The organism is Rhizobium sp. SVR5-2C, from assembly GCF_056755115.1.
Genome location: NZ_JBNDHT010000123.1, coordinates 1 through 21648 on the forward strand (window position 1 = coordinate 1; position 21648 = coordinate 21648).

Genomic DNA, 21648 nt, shown 5'->3' on the forward strand with positions numbered 1-21648 from the left:
ATCTCAGACAGCTCCGATATTTTGCCGAAGTGATAAAGGCAGGCAATATCTCACATGCGGCATCGCAACTGGAACTTGCGCAGACGGCGATCAGCATCCAGATTCGTGAGCTCGAACGGGAAATGGGCGTGCGGCTGTTCGATCGCCATTCACGCGGGGTCGTTCCGACAGATGCTGGAGCGCTGCTTTTCGAACGCTACAACGAGCTCGAGCAACATCTCGAACGGACGGTGCGGGACGTGCGTTCTGCCGCCAATATGGCTACCAAGCCGTTTGTTATCGGCCTCACGCCCAGCCGAATGCGACTGGTTGGCGCAAACATCCTGATTGATGCCGGCGAACGACGCCTGGCAAGGGCCGTGCACTTGGTCGAGGAATTGAGTTTTGCCTTGATTGAAGCGCTGGAGCGTAAGGAGTTGAATCTGGCGCTGGCCTACGATGTCGAGAGCCGCCCCAACCTCGTGCGCGAAGCCGTCATCGAGGATGAGCTGGTGTTCGTCACCTCGGCTAGGCATGCCCGGGGCCAAGGCCCGATCAGTTTCGCTGAAGCGCTGGCTGAGGAACCCTGTTTCGCAGGCGGGCGCGGCATCGGCTCGCTCGTCATGCGTACCGCGCAGCGACTGTCGCTTCCGTGCCGCATCACGACCGACATACAATCCGTTTCCGCCATTCGCTCGCGTGTAAGCGAAGGCAGAAGCAGCTTTCTGCCCTATGGCAGCGTTGCCGACGGCGTTAACCGCGGGATATTCGCGATCCGCCGCATCGTACGTCCAACTTTACACCGCACACTCTATCTGGTTCGGCGCAGTGAGGAACGGTCACCGCTCGATGATGAAAACCTCGGCCCCTTCGTCAGAGATTTCGTTCGCCGGATACATCGTGCCTCTTTGCCATATTCGACCATCGTCGATTCCAGATTTGACGACGACGCTTGACCTAGAGCTACGCGGATCTCCCTGTGAAGCTCTCATGGCGCCGTCATGGTCACCTCTCGATCGCACCCTCGGAGTACTGCCTCTTTGTGACGCAGCGCTTCGGCTTTTTGCGGCGAGGATCTTTATCAACCGACTAAATCAGCATTCAGGTCCCCCGGGCTTGACATTTCCTCAAGCGAGAGCAGAGATGTGAAGTTATCGCCGATCGGTTGTATTTTGCCGTTCGTGACCTGCTCCGCGCTGGGAGGAAAGAGATTGAATCTCGACTATCCAGGTTTCATATCTCTTGCGCCGTTCTTCGGCGTTCCGGAGGGGTGTTCGCTTCGGGCTGTACCTTTGAAATCGTCGCCGATCGAGGTCACCAAAATATACAGAACAGCCGGTCCTGGCGAGCTTCCACGGATTACACTGCCAAGCTGCGATGCATACCTCGTGATGCTGTATCTCGATGACACGGTTCATTGCGACATCAAAGCGGATGGAAGTTTGGGTCCGCCGCGGTTTTGCGGTCGAGGCTCCATTTGCCTCGTCGACCTATGTGAGGGGGGTGCCTCTGTGAGCTTGCAAAGGACGCTGTCGTCCATTGCGATCACCCTGCCAAAATCGCTGATTGCAGAGGTCGCGGCCCTTTCGTCCGGGCTGGTCGGTAAAGAGCTTCGGTGCAGAAGGGCCGAGCGCGACCCCGTCATCAGCAACCTGGGGACGGTCCTGCTTTCCCTTTTTGAGCGGAAGTCCGCTTCTCCGGAAGCGATTTTAGGTCACTTGGGGATCGCGGTTGCCGCGCATCTCTTGCAGGATTGCCTTGACGTCAGGGCAAATAAGAGCGACGCGGTCCTGTCGCACCACCGACAGGCAGTTGCCAAGGAGTTCATACGAGAGAACCTCGCTCGCGAATTATCGGTTTCCGATATCGCAGCGGTAACCGGCCTCTCGGCAAACCACTTTTCACAAGCTTTCAGGAGAGTCACCGGGCTCACTCCCCACCAGTGGCTCGTCCGGGCGAGAGTCGATGCTGCTAAAGAATTTCTTTCAGAGCACCAATTGACGTTGCGGGAAATTGCCAAGGCATGCGGTTTCGTGGATCAAAGCCACTTTACGAAAGTCTTCGCCAAGGAAGTAGGCGTCACTCCGGCCGCTTGGAAAAACAGACGCGTCAATTGATCTTTCTCTTGATGCTTTGGTCTGCGTCCGAGAAATCGTTGCATTTTACAAAAGGATTGTCATACGGTGACATCACTCGTAAACCACTTTGCGGATGGTGACGTTGGAAAGAGAGTCTGAAAGTACTTCGGCAACCTTCGCCGCCAAAGTGAACAAATGGACCGTCAAGGCGTCTGCCATCACAGTAACACGCCTCAGCTCCGACGAAGACGATCTCCCAATTGCGCCGCCCAGCAAGCGTGAGGAGGCGGTATCCGCTATCGTACAGCTCGTGGATTTCAGGATGCATCGTCTTTGGCGGAACGGTAAGCTTCTGTTCGAGGGCGGACATCCAAAGGCGGCGATCGCGATCACGGACCTGAGAGAAGAGTGGCAGTGCCATCACTTGTCTCCGTTCGATAATGTCCGTTTCAATATCCCCTTGTCCTGTGTTCGCTCGTTCCTGGACGAGCTTGGGAGGCCGCAATTCGACGGGTTTGAATGTCTACCGGGTACCAGGGACGAGGTTATATTGGGTCTCGCCCAGGCGATCTTGCCTTATCTCGTGAGTGCGCATGAACCCAATCCGCTCTTTCTTGAGCAAATTGGCCTTGTCCTGCTGGCGCATTTAACACAGACGTATGGCAATCAATACTTTCCTTCAAAAAAGAACGGCCTTCTTGCGCCATGGCAGGAAAAGCGAGCGCTCGAATTCTTGACCTCTCACGCGTTCAATCAGGTTTCGGTTGTCGAACTCGCGGGCATCTGCGGATTATCGCGGAGCTATTTCATCCGGGCCTTCAAGGAGACTTTCGGTAAAACGCCGTATCGCTGGGTCATCGAGTACAGGATTGCAAAGGTCAAAGATCTTTTGCTCTCGGATGCCTCGATGCTCGATATCGCCACGCAGTGCGGTTTTGCCGATCAGAGCCATATGACGCGGGTTTTTCGGGGAGTTACTGGCGAAACACCGGGCAAGTGGCGACGGCAGTACCGGCCCGTTTCTTCAACGAGCACCGAGCAAGAAGACGATCTGTAGCCGGCAGAACAGGCGCTAGCTGGCACCCGCAGTCAGTCATCGACCCAATCCGCAGGAAGCCCGAGCACAGAGCGTCAATTCAAGCTTCCGGCTTCGTTCAACCGCCTTCGGGGGACTCAATCCTCGCCACAAAGGAGAAGATGCTGAAGACGGCGGGAATGAAGAAGCACCACACGGGCGAGACCACAGTCGCCAGCGCGGCGCACGCGCAACCAAGCGCAAAGGCGATTACCGCAACGATCATCTTCTTGACCCGGCTATAGGCCTGGGCTGCACTCTCACCCTTTTCGCCGGCGACGATTTCCGCGAGATCGAGCATGATCTGGGTCGTTGTGCCGGTCATTAGCGTCGAGGGCGGCGACTTTGCCAGATAGACGCGATGCAGAGCATTCTGCACGGCCATCGCAGAGACTAGCGTCATGCCCATGACCAGGTTCGCGACACTGTTGGCGTTCCCAAATGGTCCGTATAGGAGGGCAAAGACCGCTGCTGCGAACAGCAGAACGACCTTTGTGGCCAGCAGGCATTTGAGCACCGGCTTTCCAGCGCCCAGCAATAGGCCGACAATTCTGGTGAGGAGCACTACCACGCAGAAGACGGGCAGGGCCAAGAGCTTCGGTAGGGCGCCCGAGCCTCCCATCACGACAGTCGCTCCAAGCGTCACGAAGTTTCCAGTGACATGCGCCGGAAACAATCCCTGCAGGGCAAGGAAGCCGGCGGTGTCAACGTAGCCGCCGTTGAAGCTTAGAAGAACAGAAAGTGGTACCCGTCTCATTACGCCCCCTCGACGTCCATGGAAGAGGGCCCGCCTACGAATTCGCGAAGGCGGGCCTGGTTTCAGCCTAGCCCTTGATGAAGGCGAGCAGATCCGGATTGATCACGTCGGCATGCGTGGTCAACATGCCATGGGGATAGCCCTTGTAGACCTTGAGCGTGCCGTTCTTGAGAAGCTTCACGGAGAGCTCCGCGGAGTCCGCGATCGGCACGATCTGGTCGTCATCGCCATGCATGACGAGGGTGGGGACGGTGATCTTCTTCAGGTCTTCCGTCTGGTCGGTCTCTGAGAACGCCTTGATCCCGTCATAGTGAGCCTTGGCGCTGCCCATCATGCCCTGCCGCCACCAGTTGTGGATGGCGCCGGGATAGACCTTCGCCTCGGGACGGTTGAAGCCGTAGAACGGACCGGTCGGCACATCCAGGAAGAACTGCGCACGATTGTCGGCAAGCGCCTTGCGGAAGCCGTCGAAGACTTCGATCGGCAGGCCGCCGGGATTAGATTCCGTCTTAAGCATTAGCGGCGGCACGGCGCTGACGAGCACGGCCTTGGCGACGCGGCCCTGCGGCTCCCCGAACTTCGCGACATAGCGTGCGACTTCGCCGCCGCCGGTGGAATGGCCGATATGAACGGCGTTCTTCAGGTCGAGATGCTCGGCGACGGCAGAGGCGTCGGCGGCATAATGGTCCATGTCATGACCATCTGCGACCTGCGACGACCGGCCATGGCCGCGGCGGTCATGCGCGACGACGCGGTAGCCGTTCTGCACGAAGAACAGCATCTGGGCGTCCCAATCGTCCGACGAGAGCGGCCAGCCGTGATGGAAATGGATCGGCTGCGCATCCTTCGGACCCCAATCCTTGTAGTAGATATTCACGCCGTCCTTGGTCTTCACGAAACCGTCGGTCATTTCGAAATTTCCTTTCGGGGAGGTGCTGGTTGATTTCGGGAATGCGAGCTCCGGAACAGCCGTTGCAGCGGAAAACGCCGCACCCGCGACCCTTAACGATGCGATTTGTCGGCAGCGACTAGGCGTTGGTACCGCGAAGAATTTCAAACAGGAACCAGACTCGCTGTTCGCCCTCGTCAATCCAATTCTCCAGCAGACTTGCTGTGGCAACGTCCCCGTGCTCGTCGCACGTGCCGTGGAGTGCGCGCATGCTGGCTACCAGTGAGCCATTGTCTTCGCGGAGCTCAGCGAGCATCTCATGGGGATGCACAAAGTCAGCGTCGTTGTCGTCGATGCGCTGACGACGTGCGATGTCGCCAATCGAACGCAACGTCGTCCCACCCAGTTTTCGAGCACGCTCAGCAAGCGGATTGGTCATCTGGAAAAGTTGATCGCCGTGGTCGTCCAACAGCAAATGATAGTCACGGAAATTCGAACCGGACATGTGCCAGTGGAAATTTTTGGTCTTGAGGTAGAGCGCGAAGACGTCTGCGAGCAACGTAGTCGCTCCCGCCGAAATGTCTCGAACAGCCTGCTCGCTTAGTCCAGTGGGGGTGTGCAATGATGCCGTACGGCGTGCCTTTAAAGGCGCTTCCATTCTCTTCTCCTGGGTATTCAGAGTTTTGAAATCACTCCATCCGCCCGGACGCGGCTGGATCGCTGGCGGGGAACGTCTCAAGCAATGCCTCATCGAGCCGTTCCTGTTCGCGGTCACGCGATTGTTCGGTTGCTCGGCGTGCCTCGGCCGTGGGTTGTCGGGACGAACTGGGATTTTGACTGTCTGTCTTCGGGTCGATCTTCGTGGTCATAAGACACCTCACGTTGAATGCGTATTGTGAACGCGTCGCTTATCCTGAGCGGCCTTTCCCCGAAGATCGTAAAGGGCGACCAGCACGAATGCGCCGGCGAGACCAAGGTGTTCGAAGAAGGTGTTCATGGCCATTGAGCGTTCCATTCCCGGCGGAAGTTCCCAGAAACGAACTGCGAGGAAAGTCGCAAACAGCGTGAATCCCGCAAGCGCCAGGGCGGCTGCCCAACGGAAGACACCGGCCAGGATCAGAGCCGACATCGCAAGTTCGAAGACAATGACCGCGACCGCGAAGAACATCGTCGGCCTCAAACCGAAATGATCCATTTCCGCCATCGCGCCGTTGAAATCGAAAATCTTGACGAGAGGTCCCTGGATATAGGCTGAACAAAGGCCGAGCAGAGCGATGAACTCCACGCTGCGGGATGCCCCAAAGGCCTTTAGCACCTCGGCTTCAGGCTTAGAATTCGTGTTTGCTTGCATCGTTGTCCCCTTTAAACAGCCCAGCAGGCACAGCCGAGTGCGCCCCAGAAACTCTTGAGGTCGGCGACCGGCAGCTTTGAGCCCCAGGCATTGGCGTGGGCGTGGCCGTGGACGTTGCAGTCGTTGGCGCAGCCGCAGGAGGCGATCATCCGGCGGTGCAGCGAGTTCTTTCCGGCACCCTCAGGCTCGCCCCAGGCGGCGTAGCCCTTGAAGGTTTTGACCGGCGACCAGTCGGGCATGGCGGGCGGAACGGGGTTCTCGTCAAGTTTGGCAAAGTCGCCGGCGCCGTAGACGATCCTGCCACCGACCATAGTGAAGTCAGAGGTGAGGAAGGAGATTTCCTCCTCGGCACAGGCGAAGAAGTCCTTGTCCGGCACGATCAGATCGGCGAACTGGCCTTTCTCGATGCGTCCCTTCTTGCCCTCCTCGTTGGAGAACCAGGTGACGTTTTCCGTCCACATGCGCAGCGCCGTCTCGCGATCGAGGCAGTTGCGGCGCGGATAGATCTGCATGCCGGCAACCGTCCTGCCGGTGATCATCCAGGCAAGCGAGACCCAGGGATTGTAGGAGGCGACGCGGGTGGCATCCGTGCCGGCCGATACCTTGATGCCTTTTTCCAGCATGCGGGCGACGGGCGGGGTGGCTTCGGCGGCGCCCAAGCCGTAGCGCTCGACGAAGTACTCGCCCTGATAGGCCATGCGGTGCTGGACGGCGATGCCGCCGCCAAGCGCCGCGATGCGATCGATCGACTGTTCGGAGATCGTCTCGGCGTGATCGAAGAACCAGTTGAGGCCCTCGAGCGGGATGTCCTGATTGACCTTCTCGAAGACGTCGAGCGCGCGGCTGATCGTCTCGTCATAGGTGGCGTGCAGCCGCCAGGGCCAGCGGTTTTCGGCCAGCACGCGCACGACCTCTTCCAGCTCGCCTTCCATTTCCGGCGGCATGTCGGGGCGCGGCTGGCGGAAGTCCTCAAAATCGGCGGCGGAGAAGACCAGCATCTCGCCGGCACCGTTGTGACGGAAATAGTCGTCGCCCTGCTTGTACTTCACCGAGGCAGTCCAGTTGAGGAAGTCCTCTTTTTCGGCCTTCGGCTTCTGTGTGAAGAGGTTGTAGGCAAGCCGCACCGTCATCTGCCCCTCGTCGGCGAGCTTCTGGATGACGGCATAGTCATCGGGATAGTTCTGGAAGCCGCCCCCGGCGTCGATAACGCCGGTGACCCCGAGACGGTTCAGCTCGCGCATGAAGTGCCGGGTTGAGTTGACTTGGTAGTCGAAGGGCAGCTTCGGTCCCTTGGCAAGCGTCGCATAGAGGATGCCGGCATTGGGTTTTGCGAGCAGCAGGCCGGTTGGATTGCCATTGGCATCGCGGGTGATCTCGCCGCCGGGCGGCTCCGGCGTCTCCTTGGTGTAGCCAACGGCGCGCAGGGCTGCGGCATTGAGCAGGGCCCGGTCATAAAGATGGAGGATGAAGACCGGGGTATCGGGGGCGATCGCGTTGATCTCCTCGATAGTCGGCAGGCGCTTTTCGGCGAACTGGTGTTCGGTGAAGCCACCGACCACGCGCACCCATTGCGGCGGCGGGGTGATCGCCACCTGCCGCTTCAGCATGCTCATGGCGTCGGCAAGCGAGCGCACGCCGTCCCATCTGAGCTCCATGTTGAAGTTCAGGCCACCGCGGACGACGTGGGTATGGTTGTCGATCAGCCCCGGCAGCACGCGTTTGCCCTTGAGATCGACGATCTTCGTATTCGGGCCAGCGAGCGCCATGATCTCGTGGTCATCGCCGACAGCGAGGAACTTGCCCTCCTTGACGGCGACGGCGCTCGCTGCCGGGTTGGAACGATCGAGCGTGGTGATCAGGCCGTGGTGAAGGATGATGTCGGCTGTCATGGATAGCTCCCGGGTTTCAAGAGAATTGCAGTCGAGAAGTTGATGCGGGCAGGCGGCTTAGACCGGATGGATCATATCCCGCGCGTAGGCGAGGCCGATGCCGTAGCCCCCTGCGTGCGCTTCCACGATTGCCCGGGCACCGTCGTAGGTTTCCTTACGCGTCCAGTCGCGTTGAAGCTCCAGCAGGACTTGGATCCATGAAGTCATCGTCGCCCCCGCCGCCTCTAACCTGCGAAGCGCAAGGTTGTGGCTGTCCAGCGTAAGACCGCCGCAGGTGTCGCCAACGACGAAAACTTCGTAACCCTCCGACAACGCCGATAGAACCGGGAATGAGACGCAAGCCTCAGTCAGAAGGCCCGAGACAAGCAGTTTACGGCGGCCCGTCTTGGCAATCTCGCTGCGGACGGCGTCATCTTCCCACGCATTCATGTTGCGCCGCTCGATAACTGGGACATCGGGTATGACGTTTTTTATCGGAGGCAGGAGCGGTCCGCTATAGACCTTCGAAGCCGACGTCGAAACGATCGTTGGAATATTGAAAACCTTGGCCGTTTTAGCCAATGCAACGGCATTGCTCAGCAGAAGCTGGCGATCCGCAGATCCGACACCAAATGCCAGTCCAGCCTGTTGGTCGACCATAAGAAGGACAGGTTGACCGGGTTCTAACAGCGGAAGATCGGTCATGTATTCGCTCCAGAGTTCCAGTGGCATTGAAGCGAACACTTAACTTTCATGTTCCCGCTTGGCTTGGATAGAATCGCTGTTTTTTTCCAAAACAGTTCAAAAGTTATCGCAGCCGTACGCGGATAGACGGTCTGGGCGGGTCGTGACCGGCAGTGCTCGACGCGAAGCCGTTTACTACGAACGGCCTCCTTCAGAAGCTAAACGAGGCGATCGCCTCACGCTTTCGGCTTTAAAAGGCCCGTAGTCGCTTGGCAGGTTAAGCAGCTCCGCCATTTTGATCAGATCTGCCAAAGTCCGCGCCTCCATCTTCCGCATCGCGGAGCCGCGATGGATCTTGACCGTGACTTCGCTTAGAGAGAGCTTTCCAGCAACCTGCTTGTTCATCAGGCCTTTCGTCACGAGGGCCATGACTTCCCTTTCACGCTGGCTCATTTCCGCGAACCGAGCTTTGAGGGCTGCCAATTCGCCTTCTTCGCATCTTCGCCGACGGTCGATTTCCAGTGCCGAAGCGACGGCGTCCAACATGTCTTGGTCGCGAAATGGCTTGGCAAGAAAATCGACCGCGCCTGCCTTCATTGCACGAACCGTCATCGGGATATCACCGTATCCGGTGATGAAGATCGTAGGGATGAATGATCCCCCTCGCATCAGCTGCTCGTGAAAGTCCAGTCCGCTAAGCCCGGGGAGCCTGACATCGACGACCAGGCAGCTGGTTCCATCCACTCGTTTCGCATCAAGAAACTCACGGGCGCTTCCAAAGAGCTGCGCTCTCAATCCGACAGACCGAAACAAGCTGCCCAGCGACAGCCTTACTTCCTCATCATCTTCGACGATGTACACAATCGCCTGATCGTTGCGCGAAACGCTCATTGGCGCCAGAATGCCAGCAAATCGCTATTCAGCCGGTCCTTATGTCCGTTACCCCAATCCTTGTAATAAAGGCGGGTGTTGTCACGTACGGTCAGCATTGGCATGGCAAACCCTCCGAAGCCGTTTTCGAAGCTATTCCGAGGGCTTACCACCAGCGCGCGGGAATCGCCATAGGCGCAAATTTAAAGTGGGAGCATTCGTCAATTCACGGCACTTTTGTTCCAAAAATTAGAGGCGCTTGCCTGAGATTCCTTTCGGTGAGGCGATTGACGGTGCCACCCGCCTCAATCTTTTTGCCATCGCTGCTCACGTTCAAAATAGAAAAATCCAAACGACCTTTGTATGCGACAAGCAGCGAGTATCGATTTGTCGCAAATTCGCTCTTGCAATTCTGCATAACGAGAGGGAATTCATGATGAGTGACAAAGCAACGCCGACGCCGGGTTCCAAGCTCCTGACGCCGAAAGACCATACTCTGATCATGATCGACTTCCAGTCGCAGATGTCTTTCGCGACCAAGAGCATCGACGCTGTCAATCTGCGGAACAATGCGGCCCTCGTGGCTCACGCAGCCAAAGGGTTTGGCGTTTCGACGATCCTTACGACGGTTGCTGAAAAGAGCTTCTCCGGTCCGATGTTCTCGGAAATCACCGACGCGTTTCCAGGTCAGAAGCTCTTCGACCGCACCTCGATGAACACCTGGGAAGATGCGGCCGTCATCGACGAAGTCAACCGCATCGGCAAGAAGCGCATCGTTCTGAGCGGACTCTGGACCGGCGTCTGCATCGTCGGCCCGGCTCTCTCGGCCATCGAGCAGGGCTTTGAGGTCTATGTTCTGGCGGATGCCTGCGGTGATGTTTCCGATGAGGCCCATGACCGGGCCATGGATCGTATGGTTCAGGCCGGCGCTCAGCCGATGACTTCGCTCCAGTACATGCTCGAACTGCAGCGCGACTGGGCTCGCACCGAAACCTACGACATGACGACCGGCATTGCCAGGAAGTTCGGCGGTGCCTACGGCCTTGGTATTATCTATGCCAAGACGATGTTCAACGTCTCTGAAGGCCACTGAGGTTATCGGAAAAGTCTGCCGCTCCTCGCTCGTTCGACGGAGCGGCACTTTTGCTTGAAGAGGGTTTTTCTCGTGAAGGTCTATCTCTTATCGTTGGGCGCCGGTCTGATCGTCGGCATCGTTTACAGCCTGTTGAATGTTCGCTCGCCAGCACCACCGGTCGTGGCGCTCGTCGGTCTGCTTGGGATTCTGGTTGGCGAACAGATTTTGCCATTCTCAAAGACACTCTGGAACAAGGAGCCTGCGGTGGTCTCGTGGCTAAATCAAATCAAGCCGCACATGTTTGGGCACCTGCCGGCAGCCCAGAAGCCATCTAAAACGCCAGTCGATACCAACGTGTAGCGCTCCAAGAGATCGTCATCCCTGCAGAGCGGCTAAGGGGCCGCTCGCTCCTCGAGGCATCGCCACGACGCCGCGAGCAGAGACTCCATTTCTATGAAGATGAAGTCTTTGCGTTTGCGGCTGCCGAGCGTGGGGTCATCCCTGGCGCACCGCCGACGCGGAGGCAGCCTGAGCCGTTTCAAGGCTGAAACTGAAACGCGCGCCGAGATACAAGGACGACTGAAGCTCGATCTTGCTGTCGTGCGCCTCCACGATTGACCGGCAAATCGCCAGGCCCAGGCCGGTTCCTGCGGCCTTCGTGGTGGAGAAGCTTTCAAAGAGCTTATCGCGGACCTTGGGATCCACGCCTGGGCCACTGTCCTCTACCTCAATCAAAACTCGATTGCTTCGTTGCTCTTGCGCTCGAATAGCAAGGCTTCTGTTCCAAGCGTGACCATCGGACATGGCTTGAGCGGCATTCGTGGCCAAATTAACGATTACCTGAAGAATCTGAGTTCGATCGGCGAGGACATCGGGAAGATTAGGTGATAGCTCGACCCGCAATCCCACCTGCCGTCTTGCAAGGTCAGCGCGAAGGATTAATGCGCATTCGTCGATCAGGATTGGCAATGATACGGCAGTTCTTGCGGGTTTGGTGTTGCGTGCCATTCCCCGCAATGCGGCAATTACGTCACCGGCACGCTTGCCGCTGCTTGCAATGCGCTCGAGCAGCGATTTCACTTCCTCAAGATTGGGCTCATCGTTGCTAAGCCAGCGCAAACCTGCTTCGGCGCTTGTGACGATCGAACTTAGAGGCTGATTGACCTCATGCGAGATCGAAGCAGTCAGCTCGCCCAATAACGAAATTCTGGCGGCATGGGCCAGTTCGCCAAGAAGAGCGGTTTTCACTTGGTCGTTGGACTGGTTGACCTGAGTGATGCTCACACACACCTCCGACGCCGGCCGTTCATACCCATCGAGCCATGCGTTGAGAACAGCCGGAATATCGTTGCCGTTCGCGGCCTTCAGGACGCCTTCGAACGAAAAATGGTTTGCGCCTTTCACCAAGGAAATCAGACCGTCGGCAAACTGTCTTTGAAGGGTCTCGGGAAGGAGACCGGCAATCCGCTCAGGCAGGGCTTCTCCGGCGACTGTTAGAAGCGTCTTCGCTGAGCGATTGGCGCCAAGTATCGTGGCACTGTTGGTAATTCCGCAGATAGTCGGTTGATCGCACGAGGTCTGATCGCTCGTCTCAATGATACGGAGGTGGCTGATCAGGGCCCGCGTTTTACGGATATCCAGCCTGACTAAGCTCAGTGGCGAGGCCGAAAAGAAGCTCGTCTCTTTCTCCGAACCGTTCATGTCTTGATGGGCTCCAAGTCCCCTGCTGTCAGGTTTCAACATGCAATCGATATGTTCAAGTTTTCGCGGCGTAACGCTGATAGCTTATAAGAGGATCGGTTGTAAGGCGAACATGCTGGCAAAGCTGTCGCGGGCAGAAGGAGGAGTTTTTGGAAGTGCTGTCGCTGTTAAGCACGAAGGTGGGACACTGCCTTGGACTTCCCTGCAGCTGCAATTCGATCAGGCCGATGCTCGTCCCAGTGCCGCGCTAACACCTTGCGATCGCGATCGCACGAGATTTTATCTCAAAAAATCTACGCCGCCGGATCAGCAGTTCGGAATCGCTTCGGAGCTTGATCTTCTTGAACCTGAGTTCTCTGTGGCTCTGTCTCATGCCACAGAGTAGCAACCTTCCGAAATCGTCCTACGCTTGGTGGGGATTTCAACGATTCCCAGAGACAGCCGACGGGACAGCAATCATACAAAGGTATGGTCCGCTAGAACTGATGTCTAGCAAAACACAATGATCGTACGATTGTTCAAGGCAGAATTCGCTTCAATATCAACCCGTAAACATCACTTTACGAGTTATGGAGAGACCGATGATGCCTGCCAGCACCGCTGTTCTCACGAACGACGTTCCGCTGAACTTCAGTCAAATTAATACGGACACATCGAACGAAGTATCCCGCCTTGTCATGCACGCCATAACGTGCGTGGAACGCGATGAGGCTATCGCGATCGACCTGATCAAGAAAGCGTCCAATCTCCTTCGCCCATACGGGGTGGTGAATGATGCCGACAACGAACGACAGCGGATTGCCGTAGGCGGCTTGGCTCCCTGGCAAGTAAACAGACTTAAGCGGTTTATCGAAGAAAATCTGTCGAATTCGATATCGCTCGACGATCTTGCTCAGTTGGTAAAGTTAAGCACGAGCTATTTTTCAGCCGCATTCAAAGTCAGTTTCGGCACCTCCCCACATAACTTCATCTTGAGTCGCAGGGTGGAGCACGCCAAGCACAAGATGGCGCATACCGACGCTCCGTTGAGCGAAATTGCCCTGGATTGTGGCCTTGCAGACCAAGCTCATCTGTCGCGTATCTTCCGGCGGGCCACGGGAATGACACCGAGCGCATGGCGGCGATACAGTAGGCGGCCCGATATGCTGATGACAGCGAGCTGAGCAGGGGCCATCTTAGCAGAAGTTGACCCCCATCGGTCTCCCGGCTGGACGGCCCCCTTTGCATCTCATCCAAGATGCCCCGTTAAACTTCGCCCCGAGCACTTTCCAGGCATCAATCATCTTCTAAGTGATAATGATCTCGACGAATAAGAGAGGCTAAACGTGTCCGAAGAATCGAGCATCCAAATGCAGGTCGCAAACATGCGGCCCCAAGACGCTGGGGCCAGCGTCGCGAGACTGACGTCGGCGGTGATGAGTAAGATCGGCGTCAAAGAAGGGGATCTTGTAGAACTGGTCGGAAAGCGGCACACGGCCGCCATTGCAATGCGGCCATATCCCGAAGACGAGGGATTGAACATCGTTCGACTGGACGGGCTCCAGCGAGTGAATGCTGGTGCGACTAGCGGCGATCATATTGAAGTTCGAAAAGCCGAAGCTCGGCCCGCCACAAAGGTGGTGCTCGCACCCGCACAGAAGAATCTGCGGCTGCAGGGATCGGGTGAGGCTCTTCAAAGAACATTCCTTCGTCGGCCGATGGTGGCTGGCGATGTCGTGTCGACCTCTGTGCAACAGCGGATCGGCGGAAGGGACCGAGGTTCGGACGAAATCCTTCGTGGCCTCATCGATCTTCCTGCCTACGGGCTTCAGGAGATCAGACTTGTCGTCGTGTCCACGCAGCCGCGCGGCATAGTTCAGATGAACGAGGGAACGGTCGTAGAGCTTCGTCCTCAGTTCGAAGAACCGAAGGAGGCCAGGCGTGCGGATGTGACGTACGATGACATCGGCGGCCTGGGCTCCTCGGTGGCTCAGGTGCGCGAGATGGTGGAACTGCCGCTTCGGCATCCGGAGCTTTTTCAGCGTCTGGGCATCGATCCGCCCAAAGGCGTTTTACTTTACGGTCCGCCCGGTACTGGCAAGACATTGCTGGCAAGAGCGGTGGCTAACGAAACGGAGGCGAACTTCTATCACATCGCGGGACCGGAAATCATGGGCAGCCGATATGGCGAGTCGGAGGAACGGTTGCGGCAGGTCTTCCAGGAAGCGTCCCAAAATGCCCCTTCGATTATCTTCATAGACGAGATCGACTCCATTGCGCCCAAGCGCGAGCAAGTCACCGGTGAGGTCGAACGACGGATTGTTGCCCAGCTGTTGACGCTGATGGATGGGCTGGAGCCGCGCCAGAACATCGTTGTGATTGGAGCGACCAACCGGCGCGATGCGATCGATGAGGCACTGCGCCGTCCTGGTCGCTTTGACAGGGAAATCGTCATTGGTGTTCCGGACCAAAACGGACGCCGCGAAGTGCTGGGCATTCATACGAGAGGCATGCCGCTTGCAGAAGGCACCGATCTCGATGAGATAGCGCGCACGACATACGGCTTCGTGGGTGCAGACCTTGGCGCGCTTGTTCGAGAGGCGGCCATGGATGCTCTTCGGCGCGTCCTGCCGAACATCAATCTCCGAGACGGAATCCCCTCCGAAGTTCTTGAAAACCTGGCGGTCGGACAGGACGACTTTCTTTCCGCAATGAAGAGAATACAGCCGTCGGCACTGCGTGAAATTATGATCCAAGCCCCCAATGTTCGCTGGGAAGACGTTGGCGGTCTCGACGAGGCCCAGGTCAAGCTCAAGGAGGGCGTAGAGCTACCCTTGCGTTCTCCTCAATCGTTCAAGCGGCTGGGTATCCGGCCTGCCAAGGGCTTCCTGCTTTTCGGGCCTCCAGGTACGGGCAAAACGCTTCTCGCCAAGGCGGTCGCGCGCGAGGCAGAGGCTAACTTTGTGGCGACTAAATCGTCCGATCTTCTCTCGAAGTGGTATGGCGAGTCTGAGCAGCAGGTATCAAGATTGTTCGAGCGAGCAAGACAGGTCGCTCCCACGGTCATTTTCATCGACGAGATCGACTCTCTGGCTCCGGTCAGAGGCGGTGGCCTCGGTGAGCCAGCGGTGACCGAACGCGTCGTCAATACGCTGCTCGCTGAGATGGATGGTTTGGAGGATATGCAGGGTGTCGTGGTTATGGCGGCGACGAACCGTCCGAACCTTCTCGATCCGGCACTCTTGCGCCCTGGCCGCTTCGACGAACTGGTCTACGTTCCTGTTCCTGACACAAAGGCGCGGCGGAAAATTCTGGGCATCCATACCAAGAAAATGCCGCTTGCCGACGACGTTCAGCTCGATGATCTTGCGGAGAAAACAGAGCGGTTCACCGGTGCGGATCTTGAAGACCTTACGCGCCGCGCGGGGCTGATCGCCTTGCGTGAATCAATGGATGTGTCGCAGGTAACCAACGAGCACTTCTCAAAGGCGCTTCAAGAAGTCCGGCCGTCCGTAACGCCGGAAGTCGAACGCGAGTACGAGGATATGTTGCGGACGCTGCGCCAGGAAAACCCTCAGCCGAAGCGGTACGGGTTCACATCGCTCCGTCAGACTGCCAGGTGACTGGCTGTTGAACCAGCGATGAGTTCTGGCCGTTTTACTTGATCGGCCGGAAATTCAGTCTCGCGACATCATAGTGGCGAGACTGAATTTTAAACTTGGCGTCTTAACGCCATGCCCCGCTGCCAGTGTTGGCAAGCTGGCACCATTCAGTTGAACCATTGCAAAGGCCCCGGTTGCCCGCAATGCCTACGGCTGCATTTGCAGCATATGATCCATCGGCATCAGATTCTGGTTGAGGTTGGCCATGATCCAGATCGATCCCACCACGATCAGGAAGACCACCAGGATTCCAAACGCCAGCGCCAGGACATTGTTGGTGTTGTCAGGGCCCGTGGTGATGTGGAGGAAGAACACCAGATGGACGCCCATCTGGGCGATGGCGAGCACGATGAGAGCGACAGGAATTGACGGGGTGTAGATGATATTCGAGCCAGCCAGAAGAAAGGCCGCAGCGGTAAGCAGGATGGAGAAGCCGAGCCCCAGGTTCGCGTTAAGCACCCAATGGCCGCTGTCCTCCGGAGGCTCGTCTCCCGGCGAATGGTCTTCCCGATCGTTCGATGCGCCGGCGCGAAGAGGCGGGTCGGATTCGAGATTGCTCATGTGCCGCTCCCCATAAGGTAGACGATCGTGAAGATGCCGATCCAGACGATATCAAGCGCATGCCAGAAAAGATTGAAGCAGATCAGACGGTGGATGATCTCGCGCCGGAAGCCCTTAATCTGAACCTGCGCCATCATGGTCGCAAGCCACACCCCGCCGGCAGTGACATGCAGCCCGTGCAGACCGACGAGGCCGAAAAAGGACGTCAGCATGCCGCTGCGTTGCGGCGTGATGCCCCGGTTGGCCAGTTCGATGAACTCCTGCAGTTCGAGCAGGACGAATACGAGTCCCAGCAGGCCGGTGATCAGGAGGAATACCTGCGTCCAGAGGCGGCTTCTCGCGTTGGTCGCCGCGAAGGACAGCATGCAGGCATAGCTGGAGAGCAGCAGCGCCGCGGTCTGGAAGGCCACCCGGCGGACGTCGACGATTTCCGCGATCGTGGGGCCGCCCGCCGTGGCTCCTCGTTGAACTGCAAACGCCGCGAAGAAACAGGAGAAGATGACGATGTCGCTCAGCAGGTATATCCAGAAGCCGTAGCCCACGAGGATCCTTTTCCCGGCCGGGCCTGTCGATCCCCGTCCAGTGCCTTCCAGGGATTCTGCTGGGCCGTGGGCGCGATGGCCCAGCCTGTGCGGATCTTCACGAACGCGGCGAATGGCCTCGACGCTGGCGGGCAGTCCGGTGTCGGTCATGGCAGAGCCCCTTGCTGGGACAGGCGATGGAGAAGAGCTTCGCGCGCCGCACGTCGGGCACGGTCCACCCGCGCCACCTCGTCGGCCGGCACCTCGAACTCGTGGACGTCACGCCAGGAAAAGACGACGAAGCCCACGAAGGCCGCCACCAGAGCGACGATGGCGAGCCACCAGATGTACCAGATCATTGCAAAGCCGAAGACTGTGGAGAAGAATGCCGTATAGATTCCTACTGGGCTGTTCACCGGCATTTCGATCGGCACATAGTTCGGCTCCGGGGACAGTTGCTGTGTTTCCACGGCGCGCAATTTTATTCCCCAATAGGCCTCCTCTCCTTCGACATTCGGCATCACGGCGAAGTTAAAGAAGGGCGGTGGCGACGGGGTGGCCCATTCGAGGGAGCGTCCATCCCAAGGATCGCCGGTCACGTCGCGCAGCTTGTCACGGTCACGGATGCTGACGACGAGTTGCACGATCTGCGAGATCACGCCGAGGATGAGGATTGCGATACCGAGCACGGAGACGTAAAGCCATGGCCCCCACTCGGCGATGTTGATGTGTTGCAGGCGCCGCGTCATGCCGTCGAGGCCCAGCACGTAGAGGGGCGTGAACGTCACCCAGAAGCCGATGAACGCGAGCCAGAAGCCGGCCTTGCCCCAGCCTGCGTGCAATCGAAACCCGAAGGCTTTGGGAAACCAGAATTCCACGCCTGCAAAGATGCCGAACACGACACCGCCTATGATGACGTTGTGAAAGTGCGCCACCAGGAACATCGAGTTGTGGGTCATGAAATCGGCAGGTGGGATGGCAAGCAGCACACCGGTCAAACCACCAATGATAAAGGTGAAGATGAAGCCCATGGACCACAGCATTGAGGTCTCGAAGCGCACTCGACCGCCATACATCGTGAAGATCCAGTTGTAGATCTTTACGCCGGTCCCAACGGCAATGATGCTCGAGGAGATGCCAAAGAACGTGTTGACCGCCGCGCCCGCGCCCATGGTGAAGAAATGATGCAGCCACACCATCATGGAGACGATGCAGATGAACAAGGTGGCCGCGACCATGGACCGGTAGCCGAACAACGGCTTGCCCGAGAATGTCGAGAAGACCTCGGAGAAAATGCCGAAGGCCGGTAGAACGAGGATGTATACTTCCGGATGGCCCCACGCCCAGATCAGGTTCACGAACATCATTGGGTTTCCGCCAGCGGTGTTCGTGAAGTAGTGCCAGCCGACGTAGCGATCGAGAGTGAGCATGGCAAGCGTAGCGGTCAGGATCGGGAAGGTGGCGACGATCAGCAGACACGACGCGAGCGCCGTCCAGCAGAAGACTGGCATCCGCAGGTAGCTCATGCCGCGGCAGCGCATCTTCAGCACGGTGGTGACGATGTTGATCCCGGTGATCAGGGTGCCGATCCCTGAAATTTGGACCGCCCAGAGATAGTAATCGACGCCAACGCCCGGCGAATACGTGGTCTCACTGAGGGGCGGGTAGGGCAGCCAGCCCGTGCGGGCGAACTCGCCGACCAAAAGCGAGACGTTGACGAGCAGGGCGCCGCTAGCGGTCAACCAGAAGCCGACCGAGTTAAAGGTCGGGAAGGCCACGTCGCGGACGCCAAGTTGCAGCGGAACCAGGAAGTTCATGAAACCGAGTACAAGCGGCATCGCCGCGAACAGGACCATGATCGTGCCATGCGCGGTGAAGATCTGGTTGTAGTGCTCAGGGGGCAGATAGCCTGGAGCGTCGATCGCCACGGCCTGCTGCGTTCGCATCATGATGGCGTCGGCGAAGCCGCGGATCAACATCACGACACCAAGCAGGCAATACATAACGCCGATCCGCTTGTGGTCGACGCTCGTGATCCACTCGCGCCACAGGTACGGCCACCAGCCTCTTATGGTGATTAGGACCAACACACCAAGCCCGATGAGAATTATGACGGCGGACGTGATCAACGGGATCGGTTGCGAAAATGGGATTGCTGAAAGGCTGAGCTTTCCGAACATGATCAATCCTTTCCACCGGTGGAGACTTCGCGTCCGGCATGCTCCGGAGCCTCAGGCTGTGGTCCCGGGCCTGGCGGGATCTTCTGGCTCGCCACGGCGTCGAACAGGTGCGGATCCGTAGCGCGGTAGGTGGACGGCGGCACGCGCTGGCTCTGCTGCAGCAACTCGCCATAGGCGGCCTGGTCCAGCACCGGGCCCGTGTTCCTGACGCCGTCGACCCAAGGCATGAACTCGGCAGCCGGCAGGCTTCGCACTTCGAACTGCATGTCAGAAAAGCCGTCGCCGGAGAACTGCGCCGAAATTCCCAGGAGCGTCTCCGAGCTGTCTGCCTGCAGGTTCAACTGCGAGACCATGCCGGGCATGGCGTAGATCATCGATCCCAGGCGCGGTACGAAGAAGACGTTGAAGACACTGGCGGACGTGATCGAGAAACGGACCGGCGTGCCCGTCGGCACCACCAACTGGTTGACCGTGGCGATCCCATGTTGCGGGTAGATGAACAGCCATTTCCAGTCGAGCGACACGACCTGCACCTCCAGCGGGGGGGCCTCCGACGGCAAGGGCCTGAACGGGTCGAGCTTGTAGGAACCGATCCATATCAGGCCGCTGATGAACATGATTGTGAGGATCGGGATGGACCAGACAACGGCCTCGATGCGGCCGGAGTAGGACCAGTACGGGAGGTATTCGGCATCCGGGTTCGAGGCCCGATAGCGCCAGGCCATCCAGAAGGCGAGGAGGATCGTCGGAACGACGATGGCCAGCATGATCACCGTAGCATCTATCAGAATCGTTGCATTACCCGCGCCCACGGGACCGACTGAATTCAAGACGGCGGGCGAACAGGAAGAAAGTCCAAGGCCAATGAGGCCCAGGATGTAGGCGCGGCTGGCGTGAGTACGCGTGACTCTCAGGGGTCTCGAGGGGGTCATTCGAAGCCTCCCTTTTTCGGGCGCCCAATTCCCTAAACCGGAAGGGGTTCCCATGGTCAGCTATACACCCCGCGGCGATCCTTCGAAATAGCCAAATCCAGCTGAGAAGTGTTCGCCTAGGCCAAGATCCCCGCTTAAGTCCGCGATTGGCGGGGAAAGGCCGTGTTGCGAGGACGCAGAGTAAGAGCGGCAAAGGCTCGCCTGGCGGCGAGCCTTTGCGACCTGGACCGCGTAGGCATGAACTTCTGCGCCTGCAATCGCGAGTGCGCCGGTCCGGTGGTCTGCGCGTTGCAGGCAAAAACTATCCGTCTCGGCAGGCGCTACGTTTTGATACATTTTCGGCACTTCCGGAAACATGCCGGATACGCCGGTCCGGCAAATCACTCCCGTCAGCAGATGCCGCCAGGTGGCGGCGAAACAAAGGAGTGTTTCATGACGAGGATCGAGAAAGTTCTCTATACTGGCAAGACCCGGACGACCGGCGGACGCGACGGGTTCGCGCGCAGCGACGATGCGCAGCTCGACGTCAAGCTCTCGCCTCCCGGCAGTGGAAAGCCCGGCACCAATCCGGAGCAGCTCTTCGCCGCCGGCTGGTCGGCCTGCTTCATCGGTGCGATGACAAAAGCCGCTGGCCGACGCCAATTCAGACTGCCGCCGGATACGGCCGTGGACGCGGAAGTCGATCTTGGAACGACCGACGATGCCTACTTCCTTCAGGCGCGGCTGAACATCAGCCTGCCGGGCATCGAACCCGAGGTTGCCCGTGCGATCGTCGACGAAGCGCACCAGACCTGCCCCTATTCGAAGGCGACGCGCGGCAATATTCACGTCGAGTTCGCGTTTGTCTGATGTTTGCCGATCCAGGAGGGGGTAAGATGAAACGGATGATGATCTGTGCTTTGGTCGCGGCGGTTTTTGCGGCGCCCTGCGTCTATGACCTATCTTCCCGGGAGCCGTCGCCTCTGACAGGTCTGCTCACCGCGGTGGCCGCGAACCGCTAAGATACGATTAAGCAAGTGGGCCGGGCCGCTCGGCGATCCCGAGCAGCCCGGCGATCTGTCACATGCGATCTCACGCCACGAAGCGGGACATGCGTTCGATGATGAGATAACCGACCGTCGCGCCAGCATCCTGAAGGCCGACGGTCTTTTCCTGGAATGCCGCAGCCTTGCCGTGCTGCGCTACCATCGCCTTGGTGCCCTCAAGAGCCGCTTCGGCCGCAGCGGTCGCGGAAGCAAGACTCTCCTTGAGCGGCTTGCCCGCGGCCGCGGCCGCTTCCAGAGTCGATGCGATCGGATCGAGGACGTCAAGAAGCGTCTTATCGCCGACCTTGGCCTTGCCGCGTTCGGCTACGCCATCGCGAAAGGCGCGCCAGAACGCCGCGATCTCAACCGTGCCAAGGCTCTCTGCCCCTTCCAACGCTTTGCCGGCGCGCAGAAAACCCGTGGCGGTGAGCGTGCCCATGGTCGATGGTGCAGTCCTTGCC

Annotated in this window: 23 protein-coding genes; 9 read left to right on the plus strand and 14 right to left on the minus strand. The window is 58.5% G+C overall.

Annotation, left to right across the window (positions count from 1 at the left end; all coding sequences use genetic code 11):
* From ACPYOI_RS26985 to ACPYOI_RS26995, 3 genes are all read left to right on the plus strand, one after another.
* Positions 1-935 (plus strand): LysR family transcriptional regulator (locus ACPYOI_RS26985; RefSeq protein WP_481423607.1); only part of this gene is annotated, 935 nt, incomplete at its 5' end.
* Between the two features lie 255 nt (positions 936-1190).
* On the plus strand, positions 1191-2096 hold the full coding sequence (locus ACPYOI_RS26990; protein ID WP_481417593.1) for a helix-turn-helix domain-containing protein: 906 nt from the start codon (positions 1191-1193) through the stop codon (positions 2094-2096).
* A 103-nt stretch (positions 2097-2199) separates the two neighbouring features.
* A complete protein-coding gene (locus ACPYOI_RS26995) occupies positions 2200-3114 on the plus strand; it encodes a helix-turn-helix domain-containing protein (protein WP_481417594.1) in 915 nt (304 codons plus the stop codon).
* A gap of 97 nt (positions 3115-3211) precedes the next feature.
* Here the strand turns inward: ACPYOI_RS26995 and ACPYOI_RS27000 are convergent, their stop codons facing one another.
* The 8 genes from ACPYOI_RS27000 to ACPYOI_RS27035 form a co-directional block, all read right to left on the minus strand.
* Entirely contained in the window at positions 3212-3889 is a 678-nt protein-coding gene (locus ACPYOI_RS27000; protein WP_481417595.1) for a YoaK family protein, read from the minus strand.
* Positions 3890-3956: 67 nt separating this feature from the next.
* Positions 3957-4799: an alpha/beta fold hydrolase gene (locus tag ACPYOI_RS27005; RefSeq protein WP_481417596.1), complete on the minus strand. Its 843-nt coding sequence runs from the start codon at positions 4797-4799 to the stop codon at positions 3957-3959.
* Positions 4800-4917: 118 nt separating this feature from the next.
* Positions 4918-5436 carry a Dps family protein gene (locus ACPYOI_RS27010; protein WP_481417597.1) on the minus strand — a complete coding sequence of 173 codons (519 nt, stop codon included), beginning with the start codon at positions 5434-5436 and terminating at the stop codon, positions 4918-4920.
* 31 nt (positions 5437-5467) lie between these two features.
* Positions 5468-5647 carry a hypothetical protein gene (locus tag ACPYOI_RS27015; RefSeq protein ID WP_481417598.1) on the minus strand — a complete coding sequence of 60 codons (180 nt, stop codon included), beginning with the start codon at positions 5645-5647 and terminating at the stop codon, positions 5468-5470.
* Between the two features lie 8 nt (positions 5648-5655).
* Positions 5656-6129: a DoxX family protein gene (locus ACPYOI_RS27020; protein WP_481417599.1), complete on the minus strand. Its 474-nt coding sequence runs from the start codon at positions 6127-6129 to the stop codon at positions 5656-5658.
* Between the two features lie 11 nt (positions 6130-6140).
* Positions 6141-8018: an amidohydrolase gene (locus ACPYOI_RS27025; RefSeq protein WP_481423608.1), complete on the minus strand. Its 1878-nt coding sequence runs from the start codon at positions 8016-8018 to the stop codon at positions 6141-6143.
* Between the two features lie 57 nt (positions 8019-8075).
* Entirely contained in the window at positions 8076-8702 is a 627-nt protein-coding gene (locus ACPYOI_RS27030) for a hydrolase (protein ID WP_481417601.1), read from the minus strand.
* A 174-nt stretch (positions 8703-8876) separates the two neighbouring features.
* Complete coding sequence (locus ACPYOI_RS27035) at positions 8877-9572, minus strand: response regulator transcription factor (protein WP_481417602.1); 696 nt, start codon at positions 9570-9572, stop codon at positions 8877-8879.
* A 415-nt stretch (positions 9573-9987) separates the two neighbouring features.
* Here ACPYOI_RS27035 and ACPYOI_RS27040 point away from each other — a divergent pair, with 415 nt between their 5' ends.
* Both ACPYOI_RS27040 and ACPYOI_RS27045 read left to right on the plus strand, forming a co-directional pair.
* Positions 9988-10644: a hydrolase gene (locus ACPYOI_RS27040; protein WP_481417603.1), complete on the plus strand. Its 657-nt coding sequence runs from the start codon at positions 9988-9990 to the stop codon at positions 10642-10644.
* A gap of 72 nt (positions 10645-10716) precedes the next feature.
* Positions 10717-10986 carry a XapX domain-containing protein gene (locus ACPYOI_RS27045; RefSeq protein ID WP_481417604.1) on the plus strand — a complete coding sequence of 90 codons (270 nt, stop codon included), beginning with the start codon at positions 10717-10719 and terminating at the stop codon, positions 10984-10986.
* A gap of 135 nt (positions 10987-11121) precedes the next feature.
* Here the strand turns inward: ACPYOI_RS27045 and ACPYOI_RS27050 are convergent, their stop codons facing one another.
* Positions 11122-12327, minus strand: a complete 1206-nt coding sequence (locus ACPYOI_RS27050) for a sensor histidine kinase (protein ID WP_481417605.1) — start codon at positions 12325-12327, stop codon at positions 11122-11124.
* Positions 12328-12908: 581 nt separating this feature from the next.
* Here ACPYOI_RS27050 and ACPYOI_RS27055 point away from each other — a divergent pair.
* Both ACPYOI_RS27055 and ACPYOI_RS27060 read left to right on the plus strand, forming a co-directional pair.
* A complete protein-coding gene (locus ACPYOI_RS27055) occupies positions 12909-13490 on the plus strand; it encodes a helix-turn-helix domain-containing protein (protein ID WP_481417606.1) in 582 nt (193 codons plus the stop codon).
* A 186-nt stretch (positions 13491-13676) separates the two neighbouring features.
* Positions 13677-15929 (plus strand): CDC48 family AAA ATPase, encoded by a 2253-nt coding sequence (locus tag ACPYOI_RS27060; RefSeq protein ID WP_481417623.1) that lies wholly within the window; start codon positions 13677-13679, stop codon positions 15927-15929.
* A 186-nt stretch (positions 15930-16115) separates the two neighbouring features.
* Here the strand turns inward: ACPYOI_RS27060 and cyoD are convergent, their stop codons facing one another.
* From cyoD to cyoA, 4 genes are read right to left on the minus strand one after another with little or no spacing between them, the layout of a single operon-like run.
* On the minus strand, positions 16116-16529 hold the full coding sequence (cyoD, locus tag ACPYOI_RS27065) for a cytochrome o ubiquinol oxidase subunit IV (protein WP_481417607.1): 414 nt from the start codon (positions 16527-16529) through the stop codon (positions 16116-16118).
* A complete protein-coding gene (locus ACPYOI_RS27070; RefSeq protein WP_481417608.1) occupies positions 16526-17221 on the minus strand; it encodes a cytochrome c oxidase subunit 3 in 696 nt (231 codons plus the stop codon). The genes cyoD and ACPYOI_RS27070 overlap by 4 nt, the downstream gene beginning before the upstream one ends.
* On the minus strand, positions 17218-19230 hold the full coding sequence (locus ACPYOI_RS27075; protein ID WP_481417609.1) for a cbb3-type cytochrome c oxidase subunit I: 2013 nt from the start codon (positions 19228-19230) through the stop codon (positions 17218-17220). The genes ACPYOI_RS27070 and ACPYOI_RS27075 overlap by 4 nt, the downstream gene beginning before the upstream one ends.
* A 2-nt stretch (positions 19231-19232) precedes the next feature.
* Positions 19233-20162, minus strand: a complete 930-nt coding sequence (gene cyoA, locus ACPYOI_RS27080; RefSeq protein ID WP_481417610.1) for a ubiquinol oxidase subunit II — start codon at positions 20160-20162, stop codon at positions 19233-19235.
* A 432-nt stretch (positions 20163-20594) separates the two neighbouring features.
* Between cyoA and ACPYOI_RS27085 the strand changes: the two genes are divergently transcribed.
* Positions 20595-21011: an organic hydroperoxide resistance protein gene (locus ACPYOI_RS27085; RefSeq protein WP_481417611.1), complete on the plus strand. Its 417-nt coding sequence runs from the start codon at positions 20595-20597 to the stop codon at positions 21009-21011.
* A gap of 26 nt (positions 21012-21037) precedes the next feature.
* Positions 21038-21163: a hypothetical protein gene (locus ACPYOI_RS27090; RefSeq protein ID WP_481417612.1), complete on the plus strand. Its 126-nt coding sequence runs from the start codon at positions 21038-21040 to the stop codon at positions 21161-21163.
* 70 nt (positions 21164-21233) lie between these two features.
* On the opposite strand, the gene ACPYOI_RS27095 is transcribed toward ACPYOI_RS27090, so the two are convergent.
* The coding region (locus ACPYOI_RS27095; RefSeq protein ID WP_481423609.1) for a dihydroxyacetone kinase subunit L at positions 21234-21648 on the minus strand (415 nt) is incomplete at its 5' end.

Excerpts from the sequence above, each read along its gene's own strand:
- ACPYOI_RS27000 (WP_481417595.1), bottom strand. The coding sequence starts at position 3,889 with ATGAGACGGGTACCACTTTCTGTTCTTCTAAGCTTCAACGGCGGCTAC.
- ACPYOI_RS27005 (WP_481417596.1), bottom strand. The coding sequence starts at position 4,799 with ATGACCGACGGTTTCGTGAAGACCAAGGACGGCGTGAATATCTACTAC.
- ACPYOI_RS27010 (WP_481417597.1), bottom strand. The coding sequence starts at position 5,436 with ATGGAAGCGCCTTTAAAGGCACGCCGTACGGCATCATTGCACACCCCC.
- ACPYOI_RS27015 (WP_481417598.1), bottom strand. The coding sequence starts at position 5,647 with ATGACCACGAAGATCGACCCGAAGACAGACAGTCAAAATCCCAGTTCG.
- ACPYOI_RS27020 (WP_481417599.1), bottom strand. The coding sequence starts at position 6,129 with ATGCAAGCAAACACGAATTCTAAGCCTGAAGCCGAGGTGCTAAAGGCC.
- ACPYOI_RS27025 (WP_481423608.1), bottom strand. The coding sequence starts at position 8,018 with ATGACAGCCGACATCATCCTTCACCACGGCCTGATCACCACGCTCGAT.
- ACPYOI_RS27030 (WP_481417601.1), bottom strand. The coding sequence starts at position 8,702 with ATGACCGATCTTCCGCTGTTAGAACCCGGTCAACCTGTCCTTCTTATG.
- ACPYOI_RS27035 (WP_481417602.1), bottom strand. The coding sequence starts at position 9,572 with ATGAGCGTTTCGCGCAACGATCAGGCGATTGTGTACATCGTCGAAGAT.
- ACPYOI_RS27040 (WP_481417603.1), top strand. The coding sequence starts at position 9,988 with ATGAGTGACAAAGCAACGCCGACGCCGGGTTCCAAGCTCCTGACGCCG.
- ACPYOI_RS27050 (WP_481417605.1), bottom strand. The coding sequence starts at position 12,327 with ATGAACGGTTCGGAGAAAGAGACGAGCTTCTTTTCGGCCTCGCCACTG.
- ACPYOI_RS27055 (WP_481417606.1), top strand. The coding sequence starts at position 12,909 with ATGATGCCTGCCAGCACCGCTGTTCTCACGAACGACGTTCCGCTGAAC.
- ACPYOI_RS27060 (WP_481417623.1), top strand. The coding sequence starts at position 13,677 with ATGCAGGTCGCAAACATGCGGCCCCAAGACGCTGGGGCCAGCGTCGCG.
- cyoD (WP_481417607.1), bottom strand. The coding sequence starts at position 16,529 with ATGAGCAATCTCGAATCCGACCCGCCTCTTCGCGCCGGCGCATCGAAC.
- ACPYOI_RS27070 (WP_481417608.1), bottom strand. The coding sequence starts at position 17,221 with ATGACCGACACCGGACTGCCCGCCAGCGTCGAGGCCATTCGCCGCGTT.
- ACPYOI_RS27075 (WP_481417609.1), bottom strand. The coding sequence starts at position 19,230 with ATGTTCGGAAAGCTCAGCCTTTCAGCAATCCCATTTTCGCAACCGATC.
- cyoA (WP_481417610.1), bottom strand. The coding sequence starts at position 20,162 with ATGACCCCCTCGAGACCCCTGAGAGTCACGCGTACTCACGCCAGCCGC.
- ACPYOI_RS27085 (WP_481417611.1), top strand. The coding sequence starts at position 20,595 with ATGACGAGGATCGAGAAAGTTCTCTATACTGGCAAGACCCGGACGACC.
- ACPYOI_RS27090 (WP_481417612.1), top strand. The coding sequence starts at position 21,038 with ATGAAACGGATGATGATCTGTGCTTTGGTCGCGGCGGTTTTTGCGGCG.